Source organism: Paraburkholderia sp. (assembly GCF_035656215.1).
In the GTDB taxonomy this organism is placed as follows: Bacteria; Pseudomonadota; Gammaproteobacteria; order Burkholderiales; family Burkholderiaceae; genus Paraburkholderia.
In genome coordinates this window covers 1-17,713 of the sequence record NZ_DASRSY010000051.1, presented here as the reverse complement: position 1 = coordinate 17,713, position 17,713 = coordinate 1, and the positions used below count along the sequence as shown (strand labels likewise).

General features: G+C 63.2%; 13 protein-coding genes and 1 riboswitch. Of the genes, 11 read left to right on the top strand and 2 right to left on the bottom strand.

Features of this window, described 5'->3' with window-relative positions; genetic code table 11:
* The first annotated feature begins 121 nt into the window (after positions 1-121).
* From VFE81_RS02680 to VFE81_RS02645, 8 genes are all read left to right on the top strand, one after another.
* Entirely contained in the window at positions 122-1,048 is a 927-nt protein-coding gene (locus VFE81_RS02680; protein WP_325043112.1) for a sugar phosphate isomerase/epimerase family protein, read from the top strand.
* A gap of 9 nt (positions 1,049-1,057) precedes the next feature.
* A complete protein-coding gene (locus VFE81_RS02675; RefSeq protein ID WP_325043111.1) occupies positions 1,058-2,116 on the top strand; it encodes an isopenicillin N synthase family dioxygenase in 1,059 nt (352 codons plus the stop codon).
* Between the two features lie 509 nt (positions 2,117-2,625).
* A riboswitch (guanidine-I (ykkC/yxkD leader) is annotated at positions 2,626-2,781 on the top strand.
* A gap of 57 nt (positions 2,782-2,838) precedes the next feature.
* Positions 2,839-3,594 carry an urea amidolyase associated protein UAAP1 gene (locus VFE81_RS02670; RefSeq protein WP_325043110.1) on the top strand — a complete coding sequence of 252 codons (756 nt, stop codon included), beginning with the start codon at positions 2,839-2,841 and terminating at the stop codon, positions 3,592-3,594.
* Positions 3,595-3,605: 11 nt separating this feature from the next.
* Positions 3,606-4,262: an urea amidolyase associated protein UAAP2 gene (locus tag VFE81_RS02665; protein WP_325043109.1), complete on the top strand. Its 657-nt coding sequence runs from the start codon at positions 3,606-3,608 to the stop codon at positions 4,260-4,262.
* The gene (uca, locus tag VFE81_RS02660) at positions 4,259-7,909 is read left to right on the top strand and encodes an urea carboxylase (RefSeq protein WP_325043108.1); all 3,651 of its coding nucleotides are present in this window, start codon (positions 4,259-4,261) and stop codon (positions 7,907-7,909) included. Before VFE81_RS02665 ends, uca begins: the two co-directional genes overlap by 4 nt.
* Complete coding sequence (gene atzF / locus VFE81_RS02655) at positions 7,906-9,444, top strand: allophanate hydrolase (RefSeq protein WP_325043107.1); 1,539 nt, start codon at positions 7,906-7,908, stop codon at positions 9,442-9,444. Before uca ends, atzF begins: the two co-directional genes overlap by 4 nt.
* Complete coding sequence (locus VFE81_RS02650) at positions 9,431-10,402, top strand: ABC transporter permease (RefSeq protein WP_325043106.1); 972 nt, start codon at positions 9,431-9,433, stop codon at positions 10,400-10,402. The genes atzF and VFE81_RS02650 overlap by 14 nt, the downstream gene beginning before the upstream one ends.
* Positions 10,403-10,462: 60 nt before the next feature.
* Positions 10,463-11,377, top strand: coding sequence for an ABC transporter ATP-binding protein (locus VFE81_RS02645; protein WP_325043105.1), 915 nt, complete (start codon positions 10,463-10,465; stop codon positions 11,375-11,377).
* Positions 11,378-11,405: 28 nt separating this feature from the next.
* Here the strand turns inward: VFE81_RS02645 and VFE81_RS02640 are convergent, their stop codons facing one another.
* Together VFE81_RS02640 and VFE81_RS02635 are read right to left on the bottom strand one after the other, a co-directional pair.
* Positions 11,406-12,899: a M81 family metallopeptidase gene (locus tag VFE81_RS02640; RefSeq protein ID WP_325043104.1), complete on the bottom strand. Its 1,494-nt coding sequence runs from the start codon at positions 12,897-12,899 to the stop codon at positions 11,406-11,408.
* A gap of 184 nt (positions 12,900-13,083) precedes the next feature.
* A complete protein-coding gene (locus tag VFE81_RS02635) occupies positions 13,084-14,391 on the bottom strand; it encodes an MFS transporter (RefSeq protein ID WP_325043103.1) in 1,308 nt (435 codons plus the stop codon).
* A 213-nt stretch (positions 14,392-14,604) separates the two neighbouring features.
* Between VFE81_RS02635 and VFE81_RS02630 the strand changes: the two genes are divergently transcribed.
* The 3 genes from VFE81_RS02630 to VFE81_RS02620 all read left to right on the top strand — a co-directional run.
* Positions 14,605-15,528, top strand: a complete 924-nt coding sequence (locus tag VFE81_RS02630) for a LysR family transcriptional regulator (protein WP_325043102.1) — start codon at positions 14,605-14,607, stop codon at positions 15,526-15,528.
* 121 nt (positions 15,529-15,649) lie between these two features.
* Positions 15,650-16,327, top strand: a complete 678-nt coding sequence (locus tag VFE81_RS02625; protein WP_325043101.1) for a heavy metal response regulator transcription factor — start codon at positions 15,650-15,652, stop codon at positions 16,325-16,327.
* Positions 16,327-17,713, top strand: a 1,387-nt coding sequence (locus tag VFE81_RS02620) for a heavy metal sensor histidine kinase (RefSeq protein WP_325043100.1), incomplete at its 3' end; no start/stop codon positions are given. The genes VFE81_RS02625 and VFE81_RS02620, both read left to right, overlap by 1 nt.

Below are 17,713 nucleotides of genomic sequence, written 5' to 3'. Positions count from 1 at the left end.
TGCTAATTGAGCCGCAAATCGGGCGCGCCAGAATTATGCACGGCAACGCAAAGATATCTTATTGGCGAAAGAATTTCATGTGTACCATTGCATGCAATTTTGCATGTAATTCGGAGAGGCGATGAAATTCGAACTGTTCAAGACGTTCTGGGGATTCGACGGTGGTCCGCATGATGCCGCACCGCTGGTGCGCACCGCCGGCTTTGACGGCATCGAAGCGCCGGTTCCGGCGGGTGGAGCTGAGCGTGAAGCTTTTGCGCAGGCCATTGCCGACGAATGTCTCCCATTCATCGCTGAGATCACGACGGCGGGCAGCTACGTTCCGCAACGGTCTGCTACGCCGGCGGATCATCTGCGCGACTTCGAAGAAAAGATCGTGTGGGGCAAGCCGCTCAAGCCGCGTTTCTTCAACGTGATGGCAGGCTGCGATGCGTGGCCGGCCGCCACGCAGGTGGATTTCTTCGCGAGTGCGGTGGAGATCGCCGCGAGGCACGAGGTGATCTGCAGCTTCGAGACGCATCGCGGCCGCTCGTTTTACAACCCCTGGGTTACCCGCGATGTCGTGCGTGCGGTGCCGTCGCTCAAGCTGACATGCGATTTCAGCCACTGGGTGTCGGTGTGTGAGCGCCTGCTCGACAGCGAATGGGACACGATCCTCGAGCTGGCGCCTCATGCGCATCATCTGCACGGGCGCGTAGGCTATCCGCAAGGTCCGCAGGTTCCGCATCCGGCTGCACCCGAGTACGCGAATTGCCTCGCTTCCCACCAACGAATCTGGGAGGCGCTGTGGAGCGCGCAAATCGAGAACGGCTACACGACCACGACGATGACGCCCGAGTTCGGCCCCGATGGCTATCTGCATACGTTGCCTTTCACGAATGCGCCGGTAGCCGATCTCTGGGAAATCAACACGTGGATGGGGCGTGAAGAGCGGCGTCATCACGCGGCGTTTCTTGCGGGACGTGAAATGCGCAGCGGCTTGCAGGGCGAACCGAAAACGCAAATGCGTTCGCCGCCCCAATCGCCCCTTGAACCGCAGCATGCATAGGCAAATCTCATGAGCCAGACTCACACACGTTTCGACCGCCTGCCCATCGTCGACGTCAGCGGTCTCTTTAGCGATGACCCGGACCAGCGTCTTATGACCGCCCGCGAACTCGACCGCGCAGCGCGGGACGCGGGCTTTTTCTACGTCACCGGCCATCAGGTCTCGCGCGCACAGCAAACTGCGCTAATAGAACAGGCAAAGCAGTTCTTCGCCAGCCCCGCTGACTGGAAGATGCGCTACTACATCGGCCAATCGACTGCGCATCGAGGCTACGTGCCCGAAGGCGAAGAGGTCTTCGCTGGCGGCAAGCGCGACAGGAAAGAAGCCTTCGATACGGGTCGGGAACTGCCACCCGACGACCCCGACGTCAAAGCCGACACGCCGATGCTCGGATCGAATATGTGGCCCGAACAGCCGGGTTTTCGTGAAGCGATCGGCGGCTATTACGACGCGTCGTTTGCGCTCGGCCGCGCGTTGTTTCGCGGCTTCTCGCTCGCGCTAGGCCTGCCGGAAACGCATTTCGAGCGGTATTTGCAGAAGCCGCCGAGCCAGTTGCGCCTGATTCACTATCCGCTCGACCCATCCGCGGAAGACCGGCCGGGCATCGGCGCGCATACCGACTACGAGTGCTTCACGATTCTGCTGCCCACCGCCCCAGGCCTCGAAGTAATGAACGGCGAGGGTGAGTGGATCGACGCGCCACCGGTCGACAACGCGTTCGTCGTGAACATCGGCGACATGCTGGAAGTGTGGACAGGCGGCACCTACGTGGCGACTTCACATCGCGTGCGCAAGGTGAGGGAAGAGCGCTACTCGTTTCCGCTCTTCTTCGCGTGCGACTACCACACGGTGGTCGCGCCGCTGCCGCAATTCGCGACACCCGAGGCGGTGGCGAAATACCCGCCAGTATCGGCGGGCGACCATCTGTTCGCACAGACGGCGCAAAGTTTTACCTATCTGAGGCAGCGTCTTGAGCGCGGTGAACTGGCGTTACCGGATGGGTCGAAGGGTTTGGCGAGCTTCGGGCAACAGGCGCGTTATGCGAGCACTGAGGGGGATATTGCCTAGCGGATGGTGCTGATTGGGCACCTGGTGTGCCGCCGGGAGAGCCCGCTCATCCCGGTTAGCTGACTGGAACGCACCTGCAAAGCAAAGGTTCTCGACCACGGCGCCGCCTCGCTTACGAGCGGCGCCGTTGCTTTTGCAGTTCGATGAAACGTGCCGACATCAGTGTGTAGAGCGTGCGGCGAAGCGTGGCAAGCGTGAGCATGGTCGGATGATGGCGGTGATGAGTGTGACGCCATAACTTGCACACACCGTGCCATCGTGCAGAGCCCCTACGGCACGTGAAACACGTGGGCGCACAGCCCAATCGTGGTGCGCCGCGCATCCAACTGGTGCCGATTCGCCCTCAGCCGTGCTGCGTTCGCCATCAATCCAATCAGTCGCCGGCCGTCGCCGCGCGTCGCTGACAGCACGCATTCCATTGCCGTCACACGCTTGCAGCCCCGGCAACGTAACGCTGGCACGCAACTCGCTTAGCTACGCAGCGAGAGGTGCGAAGTAATTTGCATCATCTTCAGGATCGCTAGGGTTCCGGTCGTACCGCTTTAAAGGCTTTAAAAGCGCTTTAAAGCACGCACGATGTCTGGTCCGAGAGCAATCCGGTCTTGCCGCTCACCTTCTTTCAAGGCGCCGGCGAGGCTCCACGGAGGGATAAAAGCCCGGGAGGTCGCGATGTCGGTCAATCGCCCTCTCATGCTTTTTCCCAACCGATACCTGGAGCCTCCATGTCGACGCAATCCCCAGTCGATCTCGCACCGATCCCGCACGTGTTGTGGGAAATGGTGATTCCCGCCGGCACTCACTGGTCCGGCGTGCTGCGCCGTGGCATGGCGCTGCGCGTCGTCGATCCCGAGGGCGGCGCCAATCTGGCCGCCGTGTTCTACCGCCACGACGCGCCGCTCGAACGCTACAACATGGCCGATACCCTGAAGGCGCAGCACACCGCGCATCTGACGCGCGGCCACGTGCTTTACTCGGATATGGGCCGCGTGATGGCATCGATCACTGCCGACACACTCGGCTGGCACGATCCGCTCGGTGGTCTCGGCGATGCGGATCTGTTCGCGAGCAGATACGGCGAGGGCCGCTATCAACAGCATCGCAATGCGATGATCCGCAACGGCCGCGACAGCCTGCTGCTTGAACTGGCCAAACACGGTCTGGGCGCGCGCGATCTCGTTGCCAACATCAACTTCTTCAGCAAACTCGGCATCGGCGAGGACGGCTCGCTTGACTTCGTGACAGGCCATTCGAAAGTCGGCGCGGCGTTCGATCTGCGCTTCGAAATGGACACGCTCGCGGCGTTTTCGAGCGCACCGCATCCGCTGGACCCTTCATCCGAATACGAGCCGAGGCCGGTCAGGCTGATCGCGTATCGCGCATATGCCGCCGACGCCTCAGTCCCGGCCGACGATCCCTGCCGCTCAGCCTGTCCTGAGAATGAACGCGGCTTCGTCAACACCGATCGTCTGTTCGTTTAAGGAGACCCGCGATGCCTATCATCGAAAGCACACTCGATATCCGTCATGCGGTCTATGACCTCACGCTGCCGTCCGGCGAGCCCTGGTTGCATGAAGTAAAGCGCGGACAGGTGTTCCGCATTCTCGATCTGGAAGGCAATCAGGCCGTCGATACGCTTTTCTATAACAGCGCCGATCCGCTCGAACGCTACAGCGCGCAGGACACGATCCGCGCGCAACGCAATCTCTATCTGTCTGCCGGCAGCACGTTGATGTCGAACCTCGGCAAGCCGATGCTGACCATCGTGGCGGATACCTGCGGGCGTCACGATACGCTCGGTGGCGCCTGCGCGGCCGAAAGCAATACGGTTCGCTATGCGCTTGATAAACGCCACATGCATAGCTGCCGCGACAGCTTCCTGCATGCCATCACGCATTGCAGGTGCGGCGTGGGTACGCAACTGACCAAACGCGACATCGTCAGCAATATCAACTTCTTCATGAATGTGCCGGTGACGCCGCTCGGCAAACTGACCTTCGAAGACGGTATCTCGGCGCCGGGCAAATACGTCGAAATGCGCGCCGAGATGGATGTCACGGTGCTGATCTCGAACTGCCCGCAACTGAACAATCCGTGCAACGGCTACAACCCGACGCCCGTGCGGCTGACCATCTGGGACGCCCAATGAAATTCGATAAAGTCCTGATTGCCAATCGCGGCGAAATTGCCTGCCGCGTGATTCGCACACTCAAACGCCTTGGTATTGCCTCGGTTGCGGTCTATTCGGAAGCCGATCGTCACGCCATGCATGTGATGCTTGCCGACGAAGCGGTCTGCATCGGCCCGGCGGTGGCGGCCGGCAGCTACCTGAATAGCGCGGCGATTCTTGAAGCGGCGCGCGCGACCGGCGCGAGCGCCGTGCATCCCGGTTACGGTTTTCTCTCGGAAAATGCCGCTTTCGCGCAGGCATGCGAAGACGCGGGCATCCGTTTTATCGGGCCGCGCCCCGAGCAGATGCGCGAATTCGGCCTGAAGCACACGGCCCGCGAGCTCGCGAAAGCCAATAACGTAGCGTTGTTGCCGGGTACGGGCTTGCTACCGGATGCTTCAACGGCCTTAAGCGAAGCCGGATCGATCGGCTATCCGGTGATGCTGAAAAGTACCGCGGGCGGTGGCGGCATCGGCATGTCTTTGTGCCGCGACGCGGCGCAACTGGAGAGCGTGTTCGCGTCGGTCGCGCGGTTAGGTGAGGCCAACTTCGCGAACGCGGGCGTCTATATCGAGAAGTTCGTCGAGAACGCGCGCCACATCGAAGTGCAGATTTTCGGCGACGGCCGCGGTGGCGTGATTGCACTCGGCGAACGCGACTGCTCGGTGCAACGGCGCAATCAGAAAGTGATCGAGGAAACACCCGCACCGGGTCTGACGCAGGCGGAACGCACAACACTGCACGCAAGCGCGGTGCGCCTCGCGCAGGCAGTGAGCTACGCATCCGCTGGCACCGTCGAGTTCGTATTCGACGCCGACACGCGCCGCTTCTATTTCCTCGAAGTGAACACGCGGTTGCAGGTCGAGCATTGCGTCACGGAGGAAGTGACCGGCGTCGATCTGGTCGAGTGGATGATTCGTCAGGCAGAGGGCGAGCTTGCAGCACTCGATACGCTTGTTCCGACGCCCAGTGGGGCGAGCATCCAGGTCCGCTTGTACGCGGAAGATCCGAACAAGCAGTTTCAGCCGAGCGCGGGCGTGCTGACGCATGTCGCTTTCGCCGCTGACGCACGCGTGGACACTTGGGTCGATGCCGGCACAGAAGTCAGCGCGTTCTACGATCCACTACTCGCGAAGATCATCGTCAAAGGCACGACACGCGATGCCGCGCTCGCCGCCATGCGCGCCGCCCTTGAGCAAACGCAGCTATACGGCATTGAGACAAACCTCGACTATCTGCGCGCCATCGCCGGCTCGGCGACCTTCGCGCGAGGCGAGCAAACCACCGCCTTCCTCACGCGCTTCGTGTTCGCCCCGCACACTATCGACGTGCTCGACGGCGGCGTGCAAACCACCGTGCAGCAGACGCCTGGACGCGTGGGTTACTGGGACATCGGCGTGCCGCCGTCCGGCCCGATGGACGATCTGTCGTTCCGGCTCGCCAACGAACTGCTCGGCAATCCATCCGATGCGGCCGGACTCGAATGCGCGATGGTCGGCGCGACGCTGCGCTTTAACACCGCGACATTGTTCGTGCTGGGCGGCGCACCGCTCGCCGCCACGCTCGACGGCCAGCCGGTCGCGCCCTGGCAGGTCACGCGAGCGGCGGCCGGTTCAGTGCTCAAGCTCGGCGGCGTGACTGGCGCCGGCATGCGTGCTTGCCTCGCGCTCAAGGGTGGCTTGCAGGTGCCGGACTACCTCGGCAGCAAAGCGACGTTCACGCTGGGTCAGTTCGGCGGCCACGCGGGGCGCGCCTTGCGCAAGGGCGACGTATTGCATCTCGCCGCCGACGCAGGCCGTGGCGAAGTCGGCGCGCAACTCGATCCAGCACGCGTGCCGACGCTGACGCACGATTGGAGCCTCGGCGTGCTTGACGGTCCGCACGGTGCGCCAGATTTTTTTACGCCCGACGACATCGCCATGCTGTACGGCACGCGCTGGACGGTCCACTACAACTCCAGCCGCACAGGCGTCCGGCTGATCGGCCCGAAGCCGCAATGGGCGCGCACGGACGGCGGCGAGGCGGGGTTGCATCCGTCGAATATTCACGACAATGCGTATGCGGTCGGCGCGGTCGATTTCACTGGCGACATGCCAGTCATTCTCGGTCCGGACGGTCCGAGCCTCGGCGGTTTTGTCTGTCCGGTGACGGTGGTAAGCGACGAGTTGTGGAAGCTTGGGCAACTGCGGCCGGGGGATACGGTACGTTTCGAGCCAGTGCGCGCGCAACCATCGCTGACGGCATCTGTCGCACCTACAGCAACCGCAGCAACCGCAGCAACCGCAGCAACCGCAGCAACGATAAACCTCAACGCGCACGATTGCATTCTCTACAGCGATCCATCAGCCGGCGAGGGCACAGGCGTGGTGTACCGTCGCTCGGGCGATCAGAACGTGCTGGTCGAATACGGCCCGCTCATGCTGGACCTGAACCTGCGCTTTCGCGTGCATGCGTTGATGAACTGGCTCGATGCCCACCGGCTGCCCGGCATTGTCGATCTCACACCGGGCATCCGGTCGCTGCAGGTGCATTTCGACCCGCGCACGCTGTCGCTCGACACATTGCTGGCGCATCTTCAACACGCCGAGCGCGAATTACCCGCCGTCGACGATATGCGCGTGCCGAACCGCGTCGTGCATCTCCCGCTGTCGTGGGACGACCCGTCGACGCGGATCGCGATCGAACGCTACATGCAATCGGTGCGGCCCGATGCGCCGTGGTGTCCGAGCAATATAGAGTTCATTCGCCGCATCAACGGCCTCGATAGCATCGACGACGTGAAGCGCATCGTGTTCGATGCCCGCTACCTGGTGATGGGTCTCGGCGACGTCTATCTCGGCGCGCCGGTGGCAACGCCGCTCGATCCGCGTCACCGGCTCGTCACGACCAAATACAACCCGGCGCGCACGTGGACGCCGGAGAACGCGGTGGGGATCGGCGGCGCCTATCTGTGCGTGTATGGCATGGAAGGACCGGGCGGCTATCAGTTTGTTGGCCGCACCGTGCAGATGTGGAACCGCTATCGCACCACGCGCGAGTTCGAGGCCGGCAAGCCCTGGCTGCTGCGCTTTTTCGATGAAATCCGCTTCTACGAAGTGAGCGAAACGGAGCTTGCCGAGTTGCGCGCCGACTTCGTCGCGGGCCGCGCGAGTCTGAAGATCGAGGAGTCGGTGTTCGATCTCGGCGCATACAACCGCTTTCTGCAGGACGAAGCCGAATCGATCGCCACATTCAAGAACGCGCAGCAGGCGGCCTTCGACGAAGAGCGCGAGCGCTGGGCCGCTGCCGGCCACGCGGAGTATGTCGGCGAGCCGGGCAGCGACGCGGGTTCGGCGACCGGCAACGGGGCGGACGACGCGCTTGCGGCCGGTCAGCAGAGCATCGTCGCCGATGTGTCGGGCAGCGTCTGGAAACTGCTCGTCAGCGAGGGCGAGCGTGTCAGCGAAGGGCAGGTGGTGGCGATCGTCGAATCGATGAAGATGGAAGTGTCCGTTGCCGTCACGGAAGACGGCGTGATCGAAACGATCGATTGTGCGGCCGGCGCGGCGGTTGTCGCGGGTCAGCGGTTGATGGTGCTGCGTGCCGGCGTTGCCGCCGACGCCACAGAGGAGGCTACGTGCAAATGAAACAACACGACGATCTGTTCGAGTCGATGTCGATTGCAGCGCTGCACACGCGCTACCGCGATGGCAGCCTCACGCCGGCGCAAGTGGTCGACGCGATCGCTGCACGAACCTCGGGGAATGATCCTCATCGCGCGTGGATTCGTCCGTTGAGTCGCGACGAGATGATGCGTTACGTCGATGCACTCGCAGGCCGCGATATAGACGCGCTGCCGCTCTACGGCATTCCGTTCGCGATCAAGGACAACATCGATCTGGCCGGCATTCCGACGACGGCCGCGTGTCCGGCGTATGCCTACACGCCCGATAAAAGCGCGGCGGTCGTGCAACGTCTGATTGCGGCCGGTGCGATTCCTATCGGCAAGACCAACCTCGATCAGTTCGCCACTGGCTTGTCCGGGCAGCGTTCGCCGCATGGCGCCTGCCGCAACGCGCTCGATCCGCGTTATGCGTCCGGGGGTTCCAGTTCCGGGTCGGCGGTGTCGGTTGCGCTCGGTCTCGCGGCGTTCTCGCTGGGCACCGATACGGCCGGCTCGGGACGTGTACCGGCTGCGTTTCATGGCCTGATCGGACTCAAGCCGACCAAGGGCGTGCTGAGTACGCTAGGCGTGGTACCGGCCTGCAAGTCGCTCGATTGTGTGTCGATCTTCGCGCGCTCGGCCAACGATGCGCAGCGCGTGTTCGAGGTGGCGCTCGGCGTCGCGGAAGCGGACCCGTACGCGCGTGAGTTTGAGCCGTTGGCGCAGTCGCTGCGGCCCTCACTGACCCCGGTGGCGGAAGAATCAGCGCCACCTGCTTCGCAACCTTCGTTGCGCGGCGTGCGCTTCGGCGTGCCGCGCGCGGACCAGCTCGAATTTTTCGGCGACACCTCGTACGCGCAGGCCTTCGATACCGCCCTGACACGCTTGCGCGAAGGCGGCGCCGAGCTGATCGAGATCGACTTCGAGCCGTTCCTTGCCACCGCACGGCTGCTCTACGAAGGGCCATGGGTCGCGGAGCGGCTCGCCGCGATCCGCGAGTTTGTCGAAACGCAGCCGGACGCGTTGCATCCGGTGATACGCGAGATCATCGGCGGCGCGGCACGTTGGAGCGCGGCAGATGTGTTCGCCGCCTTCGACCGCCTTGCCGTCCTGCGCATGCAGGCCAGTCAGGTGTGGCATCAGATCGATGCGATCGTCACGCCGACCTCGGCCACGACTGCCACGGTTGACCAACTGGAGGCGGACCCGATTCGCGTCAACTCGCGCTTCGGCTACTACACGAACTTCGTCAATCTGCTCGATCTGTCCGCGCTTGCCGTGCCGGCGGGTGTCTGCGCGAGCGGCGTGCATGCGGGGTTGCCGTTCGGTGTGACCTTCGTCGGTCGTGCGCACCAGGATGTGATACTGCTCGATCTGGCGCGCGCCTGGCTCGGCGAAGCGGCGTGCGAGCAGCGCCACGCGCTTGCCGCTCCAACGTCCGCAAACGGTGCACAGAATACAAGCCGCGACAGCGGCGCAAGCGAACTTTGCCTCGGAGAATCCCATGACAGTCATTAACAGGAGCGACTGGTTCGCGGTGCGCCGCGAACTCTCAGTGCGCGGCAAGTGGCTGTTGGGTGCCGGCTCGTTCCTGCTGCCGCTGCTAGTGTGGTGCATCGTCAGCTACGTGCCGTTCGTGTGGCATCCGCAGGTGCTGATCGACAGCCCAGGCAGTGTCGACTATTTCCAGCCCGGCATGCGGGTCGACAAGGACGTGTTTGCCGACGAACTAAGCCATGCGCAAGCGAGCCATACCGCGTTGCCGACGGGCGAGCCGGTCAATCCCGTGTACTTGCCCGCGCCGCACGAAGTGCTGCGCGCGTTCTACACCGCGTTCACAACGCCGCCCGCGTCGCGCGACGGCGTGTGGTTGCATCAAAGCCTGTGGCACAGCATCCAGGTGATTTTCTGGGGCTTTGTGCTGTCGTCGTTGATCGGCGTGCCGATCGGCATTGTGTGCGGCACGTACAGTGCGATCGCGCGGCTGCAGGAGCCTTTTTTCGAGTTCTTCCGCTACTTGCCGGCACCCGCGTTCGGCGCGCTGATGGTGGCGATCCTCGGCATTTACGACGGGCCCAAGATCGCCATCATCGTGATCGGCACGCTGTTCCAGCAGGTGCTGATCGTGGCGAACACCACGCGCAAGCTGGAGTACGGCCTGTTCGAAGCGGCCATGACGCTCGGCACGAAGAAACTCAAGCTGCTCACCCATGTGGTGATTCCCGGCATCTTGCCGGACCTGTACCGCGATCAGCGCATCCTGCTCGGCTGGGCATGGACCTATCTGATCGTGGCGGAACTGGTGGGCACCAGCTCCGGCATCACGTGGTACATCACGCAGCAGGCGCGCTATGAACATTTCGACAACGTCTACGCGGCGATCATGATGATCGGGATCATCGGGCTCGGCACTGACCTCGTGCTGGGCTGGCTCGGCCGCAAGCTGTTTCCGTGGGACCGTACGCTCAAGGCGTAGCGGCCTGGTTCATGCCACTGCTCATTGCAGCCCACTGCACCGCATTCAAAGGATTCCATCATGTTAAATCCGCAACCGATTCCGTCGTACCTTATCCAGTCCGAGGCGGTGCGCGAGCGTTTCGACCGTTTGAAGTCGCGCGAGGTGATCCTGGAAGTTCGCGATCTCGACAAGCGTTTCCAGAGCGCGCAGGGCGAGTGCACTGCGTTGAACGGCATCAGCTTCAAGACGCATCGGCGCGAGTTCGTCTGCGTGATCGGACCGTCGGGCTGCGGCAAGTCGACTTTGATCCGTATTCTCGCGGGTCTGGAGCGGCAGACGAGCGGCAGCGTGCTGCTCGACGGCAAGCCGGTGGAGGGGCCCGGCGCCGATCGCGGCATGGTGTTTCAGGGCTATACGTTGTTTCCGTGGCTGACGGTCAAGAAAAACGTCATGTTCGGCCTGAAGATGAACGGCCACAGCAGCATGCACGCCGAGCGCGAGGCGCTGCAATGGCTCGATCTGGTCGGCCTGACGAAGTTCGCCAATGCGTATCCGCATCAATTGTCCGGCGGGATGAAGCAGCGCGTAGCGATCGCACGCGCGCTCGCGAACCGGCCACGCATTTTGCTGATGGACGAGCCGTTCGGCGCGCTCGATGCGCAGACGCGCGCGAAGATGCAGACGCACTTGCTCGATATCTGGCGCAACATCGATGTCACCGTGCTGTTCATCACGCACGATCTCGATGAGGCGATTTTTCTTGCCGACCGCATCCTGGTGCTGAAGGCCAATCCCGGCGAGGTGCAGGAATTGATCGAGGTGCCGGTGCCACGTCCGCGCGATTATTCACAGGTCACGTCGGCGGAATTTCTTGCCACCAAGGCGCGGCTCGAAGCGCTGATTCATCCGCCCACAGCCGCCGCCGACGAGGAAGACGACGCCGTCAAGCCCCATATGATCCGGATGGTGGACGTGGCCGACAACGTCGAGTGAAGGCGGCCATCGCGCCCGGCCCGCACACCTAGCCGGCGAACGGCGCGCCCATCGGTCGCGTGCGGATGCCGGGCATGAGCCGCGTCCACGGCAAGTCGCCCGGATCCGCGGTCATCGGACCGGGGGCCTTGGCGACCAGCACGGCGTGCGCGATCGGCTCGAAGTCGGCCCGAAAATGCACTGAGCTCTTGTTCACGAGTATTTTCATCTGCTCCGGTTCGATGCCCGCGACCCGATACAGATTGCGGTCGAGCATCTGCGCCTTGGTCGAACTCACGGCAATCCGCACGCCGCCGATTTTCAGGCAGGCAACGGGTCCGAGATTCACCTGCATGCCGTGCATCATCGGCCCGTCGTAGCGGCAACGGCCATCGGACAGCGCCACGACCTCAAAGCGGCCCGCGAACGGCGTATCCCCCGGCACGTTCGAGCGGCCGCCAAGCGCCAACTCGAGCGTGGCGCCGACACCCGCCACGTGCGCTTGCGCGGCCGCTTCCGGATCCCAGATCAGCCCGAGTGCTGCGTCTTGTGCGCCTTCGGCCAGCAACGCGCGCAGCATGCCGGTCGTGTTCGAATCGGCGCCCGCGCCCGGATTGTCCTGCGTGTCCGCGATCACAACGGGTTTTAGCGCCGTGGCGGAGAGGCGCATCGCTTCAGCGACGGCAGCCTCGGGAGACAGAAACGGCACGGCCCATAACGATTCGTCGCGCAACATGGTGTCGTAGAGCGCATCGACGGCCGTGCGCGCCGCCGCGTTGTCGCCATAACCCCAGATAACCGGACCGCATTCGGGAAAATCAGCCGCCGGAAAACCGGGCGCGAACGACAGCGAGACGACCTGATCTTTTTCCAGCGCGCCGAGTGCCTCGTACATCGAGCGAGCCGGCTCAAGCAAGGTGCACATGCCGTTGATCGGAATCAGAAACGGCAAGCGGCGCGCGGCACGCACGAGCGGCTTACGCTCGTCCAGCAGACGCGCAAGCAGGCGCTCGGCCCGTGCCCCTGTATCCGCCATGTCGACGTGCGGATAGGTGCGGTAAGCGACCAACGCATCCGCACTCGCGAGCATGCGTTCGGTCACGTTCGCATGAAGGTCGAGCGAGGCGACGATCGGCACGGACGCACCGACTTTCGCCCGCAGGCGCGCGAGCAATTCACCTTCGCCGTCGTCCACATGCTGGGCGACCATCGCACCGTGCAAGTCGAGATAGATGGCATCGAAACCGCCCGCGCCAGCCGCCGCGACGATCTCGCCGGCAATCCGCTCGTAGGCGTCTTCGGTGACTTGCGCGGATGGGCTGGCGGCGGTCCAGATCACCGGTATCAGCGTATGGCCGTGCTGCTCGCTCGCACGGATAAAGCCGCCGATCGGCAGATTGACGTCGCGCAGCGCGAGCACGGCATTGCCGCGCATCATGGCCGGATGGCCCTCACCGCGCACGAAGCTGTCGTAGGTCGCGGGTGACGGCGCAAACGTATTGGTCTCGTGCTGGAAGCCAGCAATCAGGATATTGAATGCCAAGTTAATGTTCTCCGTTGAAGAAGCCGGCGCGCAAGGTCGCGCCGGGATGTCCATTGAGTTTGCTCAGTCAGTTTGGTCACTGAGTTTGGCCACTGAGTTTGGTCACTGAGCTTGGTCATTGAGTCAGATCACTGAGTCAGATCATTGAGTCACGTGATTCACGTGACTCAGACGACTCAGCGGATCAGGCCCGGCGAGCCTGCACCGCGCCCGGCGAAGGCAGGCGATTCGCGACCAGCAGAATCGCGCCGAGCGCCAGCAGCCCAACCATCACGTACAGACCGGCCTGCAGGCTGCCCGTCGCCGTCTTGGCCAAACCGATGATCGTGGGGCTCAGAAAGCCGCCCAACAGGCCGATGGTGTTGATCAATGCAATGCCGCCGGCGGCCGAGTCGCCTTTCAGATAAGCAGACGGAATGGCCCAGAAGACGGTGTAGGAGACCCACATCATTGCCGTGGCGATCGTCATGAAAAGCAGCGACATCACTAGATGCCCGCTCGCAAGCGTCGCGACGGCCAACGCCGCCGCGCCGATGAGCGCCGGCACCGCGCTGTGCCAACGCCGTTCGCCGTGGCGATCCGAACTGCGGCCGCCGAGATACATGCCGATCACCGCGGCAATGTAGGGAATCGTCGAATAGAGGCCGATCTGCATTGTGTCGGTCACGCCGTCGGCCTTGAGAATGGTCGGCAGCCAGAAGTTGACCGTATAGATGCCGCAGATCACACAAAAATACGCGATCGCCATCAGGTACACGCGTGGATCGCGTGCGATCTGCCCGAACGAGTGATGCGCCGAGTGCGGTGCGCCGAGCCCGCTGGCGAGTACGCGTTTGTCGTCGGCTGAGAGCCATTTCGCATCGGCGGGGCGATCGACCAGGAAGAACCACGCGACCACACCGAGCACGATGCACGGCAGTCCTTCGACCAGAAACATCCATTGCCAGCCGGCCAGTCCATAGGCGCCCGCAAAGGCCGTCATGACCCACGTCGACAGCGGGCCGCCGACCACGCCGCTGAGCGGCCCGGCGATCATCACGGTCGCGATCGCGCGCGCCATGCGCGCTTCGCCGTACCAGTAGGTCAGGTAAAAGATCATCCCCGGCGCGAAGCCGGCTTCGAATACGCCGAGCAGAAAGCGCAGCCCGTAAAACATCGGCACGTTGTGGACGAACAGCATCGACGCGGACGTGAGGCCCCACAGCACCAGAATGCGGCTGATCGTCTTGCGCGCGCCCACTTTCGGCAGCAGCAGATTGCTCGGCACTTCGAACAGCACATAGCCGAGAAAAAAGATGCCCGCGCCGACGCCGTAAACCGCATCGGAAAAACCCAGATCGCTTTGCATCTGCAGTTTCGCGAAGCCGATGTTGAGCCGGTCGAGGCACGCAAACAGATAGCAGATGAGCAGGAACGGCAACAAACGCCAGTTGAGCCGGCTGTAAAGCGCGGTGGCCTTGTCGGCACTCGGATTCGATGGAATAGCGGACACGGACAAGCCTCCAGGGGAACGGTTGCGAGCGGCGGGTAGGGAACGACTACGTGACAACTGGGCTGCGATTTCTCTTTCCTGATTGAGTACCGAGGGGATAGTCGGTAACCAATAACTGGATAGCAAGAGCAACTAAAGTGAAGTAATGTTGCTCATTGGGCAACGCTCGACGACTCCTGGAATGAGCGAGGCCAAAGGCAAAGGAACCAGACGATGCGGGAAATCAACCAGCGCCGCTTGCGCTATTTCCATGAAGTGCTTGCCCACGGCTCGATTCGCGGCGCGGCGGACCGGCTGAACACGGCGGCCTCGGTGATCACGCGGCAAATCAGGCTGCTGGAGGAGGAGATCGGCGCGCCGCTGTTCGAGCGCCACGCGCGCGGCGTCGCGCCCACCGAAGCGGCGCAGCATCTGATCGAATTCTGGCGCGGCTGCCAGGCGCAGCAGGAGCAGTTCGAACAGCGCTTACAGGCGCTCCATGGGTTGCAGCAGGGGCATGTCAGGCTGGCGATCAGTGAAGGCTATATCGACGGCCTGATGGACGAGGTGCTGACCGACTTTTGCGCCCGCTATCCGAAGCTCGACATCACGGTCGAAGCGCTGCCGGTCAACGACGTGGTGAGCGAAGTCGTCGAAGGCCGTGCCCATATCGGGCTCGCGTATAACCCGCCGAGCGACCCGCACATCGAGTACCGGGCAACCTCGCCGCAGCCTGTCGTGCTGCTCGTGCATGCCGGGCACCCGCTGGCGGTGCGCGGCGGGCCGGTCAGCGTCGACGAAATGCTCCAGTGTCCGCTCGCGCTGATGCCACCGGTGTTCGGTCTCGGGCAGGCCGTGCAGATGCTCGCCTTCGCCGAAAACGTGCCGATTCGCGCGACGCTCACCACCAACTCGCTCACGGTGTTGAAATGCTTCGTCAAGAAGGGCGAGGGGGCGACGCTGATCGGCAGTTTCGCCGCGATGCACGAAATCGCGGCGGGCGAACTCGTTGCGTTGCCGATCGAGCATCCGCTGTTTGCGTTGGCGAAGGCCCGGATTCTGGTTCGGGCGGGCCGGCCGTTGGCCACCGCCGCGGATGAATTGCTGCGCTGGATGCTGGAAAGAATGTCGATGTTCAACGGTACGGCGGCCGGTTAAACGACGTCTTTCTGCGAGCGGGTCGGGCCGGCCACCGTCCAGCCAACATTAACGGATCGTAATCATCACGTGCGTCGCTTGCCGGTATGATTTGAGGGTCAAGCACAGCGGAGCATTCCCCATGCGAATCCTGGTGGTCGAGGACGAGCTCAAAACAGCGGCTTATCTGAAGAAAGGCCTGGAAGAATCCGGCTACGCGGTCGATGTGGCGAACGACGGTCCACAAGGACTGATCCTCGCGCAGGAAGAAGAATATGACGTGATCGTGCTCGACGTGATGCTGCCCGGCATGGATGGCTGGACCATCGTCAAGACCTTGCGCAGCACGCGTACCACGCCGGTGCTGTTCCTCACGGCTCGCGACGACGTCGACGACCGCGTGCGCGGGCTGGAACTCGGCGCGGACGATTACCTCGTCAAGCCCTTCGCCTTCGTCGAATTGCTGGCCCGGGTGCGCACGCTGGCGCGCCGTGGCCCGCCGCGCGAAAGCGAACTGATTAAGGTGGGCGATCTGGAAATGGACGTCAATCGGCGGCGGGTGAAACGCGGTGGCACGCGTATCGATCTCACGCCGCGCGAGTTTTCGCTGCTGCAATTGCTGGCGCGCCGTCAGGGTGAAGTACTGAGCCGCACGCAGATCGCGTCCTACGTGTGGGACATGAATTTCGACAGCGACACCAATGTCGTCGAAGTCGCGATCCGCCGGCTGCGTACCAAGATCGACGATAACTTTCCCGTCAAGCTGATTCATACCGTGCGGGGCGTCGGCTATGTGCTCGAATTGAAGGACGTGGCCTGATGCGCGGCCGCTCGCTCGCCGCGACGCTCACGCTTGCATTCGGCGTCACTACGCTGGCGGTTTTCGTGCTCGTCGGGAGTTTTCTGTATCTGGCGCTGGAGAAGCAGATCAAGGCGCAGGACGATCTCGACATCGTGCTCGCCGCACGCCACGCACGGCGGCTCGCGCAGGAACTCGATACAGCGAAAGGCATTCGCGAGCACGGCGAGCGATTGGCCAGCACCGTGCTGGGTAATGAAGCGATGTCGATGGAGGTGTTCGGTCCCGATGGGCGCATGGCGATCGAGCACAACGCCGGAGAGACATTCCCGGCGCCGGGTGGCACAGCAGGCGGCGCTGCTTCTACAGCGTCAAATACAGCGTCAAATGCATCTGATGCTTCCACTGCACTCAATGTGGCAGGCGACGCAACGCGCGATCCCAGCGATGCCGGCGAAACCGCTGAAGCCGGCGGCGTCGCGACGATCGCCGCGTTGCCGCCGCTCACGCGTATTCCCGCTGCGGCACGCATTACCGATGTAAATATCGGTGCCTGGACCGGTCGCAATGGCGTACCGATTCGCGGCATTCTCGCGGACGCGCGGTTGCGCGACGGCGACACGGCGACCGTGCTGATCGCGCGCAACATGAGCGACCGCTGGCGGCTGCTCGACCGCTATCGCGACAAGCTCAACATCGCAGGTGCGGCCGGCGTGATTCTGGCGATGCTGCTGAGCTATCTGCTGATTCGCGCGGCCATGCGGCCGTTGCGCGATATCGCGGCGAGTGCGGGGCTTGTCACGGTCAATCGGTTGAATACGCGGATCACGGTGGCGCGTGTGCCGAGCGAACTCGACGCACTCGTGGCGTCGCTGAATGCCATGCTCGAACGCGTCGATCACGGCTTTCAGCGCCTGTCTCGTTTCACCGCCGACCTCGCGCACGACATGCGCACGCCGCTTGCCAACATGCGCGGCGCCGCCGAAGTCGCGCTCGCCCGACCGCGTTCCGCCGACGAGTACGAATCCCTGCTCGCATCGAATCTGGAAGAGTGCGATCGCCTGTCGCGAATGATCGAAAACGTGCTGTTTCTCGCGCGCGCTGAACATCCGCAGTTCGTCAAACACATGCGCGAGTTCGACGCCGTGCAGGAACTGACGCGGATTGCCGAATACTTCGAAGGTATCGCCGACGATGCAAACGTCAAGGTGCAGGTGACGGGCGCTGCGACCCTGACGGCGGATCTGGAGCTATTTCGGCGCGCCGTCAGCAATCTGCTCGCCAACGCGATCCGCTATACGCCGCGCGATGGTGAGATCGCGCTTGATGCCCACGCATCGGCTGGCGAGGTGCGCGTCACTGTGTCGAATCAGGGGCAGCCGATCGCAGCCGAGCATCTCGAACGGA

Coding starts and splice junctions, on each gene's coding strand:
- VFE81_RS02625 (WP_325043101.1), top strand. CDS start 15,650: ATGCGAATCCTGGTGGTCGAGGACGAGCTCAAAACAGCGGCTTATCTG.
- atzF (WP_325043107.1), top strand. CDS start 7,906: ATGAAACAACACGACGATCTGTTCGAGTCGATGTCGATTGCAGCGCTG.
- VFE81_RS02665 (WP_325043109.1), top strand. CDS start 3,606: ATGCCTATCATCGAAAGCACACTCGATATCCGTCATGCGGTCTATGAC.
- VFE81_RS02680 (WP_325043112.1), top strand. CDS start 122: ATGAAATTCGAACTGTTCAAGACGTTCTGGGGATTCGACGGTGGTCCG.
- VFE81_RS02645 (WP_325043105.1), top strand. CDS start 10,463: ATGTTAAATCCGCAACCGATTCCGTCGTACCTTATCCAGTCCGAGGCG.
- VFE81_RS02670 (WP_325043110.1), top strand. CDS start 2,839: ATGTCGACGCAATCCCCAGTCGATCTCGCACCGATCCCGCACGTGTTG.
- VFE81_RS02650 (WP_325043106.1), top strand. CDS start 9,431: ATGACAGTCATTAACAGGAGCGACTGGTTCGCGGTGCGCCGCGAACTC.
- uca (WP_325043108.1), top strand. CDS start 4,259: ATGAAATTCGATAAAGTCCTGATTGCCAATCGCGGCGAAATTGCCTGC.
- VFE81_RS02630 (WP_325043102.1), top strand. CDS start 14,605: ATGCGGGAAATCAACCAGCGCCGCTTGCGCTATTTCCATGAAGTGCTT.
- VFE81_RS02675 (WP_325043111.1), top strand. CDS start 1,058: ATGAGCCAGACTCACACACGTTTCGACCGCCTGCCCATCGTCGACGTC.